Here is a 1,093-nt window from a genome sequence, read left to right as displayed (position 1 = left end):
CAGCTGATTCAAGCTGAGGCAAGGTTGCACATGGGTCAGTTCTCAGTGACAATTTTTGCTGTTGCCGGGTCAGTTCTCAGTGACAATCAACACACCGTATGTGCCAGCGCGTAAAAGAACGCGGCCACGCCGAGGTGGCGGCGACGCTTCATTAACCAGCGCGGCCAGCTTGAATTGCGAAACAGCATCATCAGCGGTGTGATCATCATGGTGATGATCATGAACCGTGCCGCGAATTCGCCGGACGGGTGCAAGACATTTCCCACCGCGTCGGGATCACCTGAGGTCAGCCCGAGGATCATCGGAATGGCAGGAAGGCTGAGCAGCGCCCAGAACGTGTAGGGATGATTCCAAATGGATTTGAGTGTGGACATTGGGTGTCTCCGTAAAATCGAGAGTTATACGAAGCGCCGCTGCGCTTCCGTCGCGGTTATTCAGCGATAGACGAAAAATAGTCGGCCCAAGTTTGATGGGGGCGGCCTGTGACGGCCTCGAAATCGCCGGCGCTGTTGTAGTTGCCTTTGCTGATGCCATCGTAAATGCCGCCGATGATGGGGCCGATGAAGTCGCCAAGCTTTGCGGTGCGGTCCGCGACAAACTCTGCCGATGTCATTGCGCGATAGGTGAGATCAGTGCCGAAGGCAGTGTTCAGGTATCCGGCCAGTTGATGTTGCGTGATGGGCGTGCCGTTCAGGTCGACCGTTTGAGCGTTCAAGCCATCCTGCGTCACCAGTGCGGTATAGGCATGGGCCAGCTCTGACCGGGTGGTGTAGCCACATTTGCCGTCGCCTGCGCTGTTGGCGATCTCGCCTTTGGCGCGGTAACTGTCGATGTATTCCACATCCGGTTCGATATAGATGCCGTTACGGCCGATGGCCCAGTCCAGGCCACTGGCACGAACGTCCGCCTCGGTCTGGCGGTTGCTTTGGACAACTGGCGAGAATGCGGTGTCTTCGTCTGGGCCTTGGATGCTGGTGTAGACGATCTTACAGACCCCTGCGTGTTGATTGTCACTGAGAACTGACCCGGCAACAGCAAAAATTGTCACTGAGAACTGACCCATGTGCAACCTTGCCTCAGCTTGAATCAGCTG

2 protein-coding genes are annotated in these 1,093 nt (G+C 56.5%); both read right to left on the bottom strand.

Annotated elements, in window-relative coordinates; translation table 11 throughout:
• Positions 1-86 precede the first annotated feature (86 nt).
• Entirely contained in the window at positions 87-374 is a 288-nt protein-coding gene (locus G560_RS19835) for a cytochrome b family protein (protein WP_022705683.1), read from the bottom strand.
• A gap of 56 nt (positions 375-430) precedes the next feature.
• Positions 431-1,093 (bottom strand): Rossmann-fold NAD(P)-binding domain-containing protein (locus G560_RS19830; protein ID WP_022705682.1); only part of this gene is annotated, 663 nt, incomplete at its 5' end.

This window comes from Pseudorhodobacter ferrugineus DSM 5888, from assembly GCF_000420745.1.
Taxonomy (GTDB): domain Bacteria; phylum Pseudomonadota; class Alphaproteobacteria; order Rhodobacterales; family Rhodobacteraceae; genus Pseudorhodobacter; species Pseudorhodobacter ferrugineus.
The sequence above is the reverse complement of the archived record's forward strand: the minus strand, read 5'-3'. Positions and strand labels throughout refer to the sequence as shown.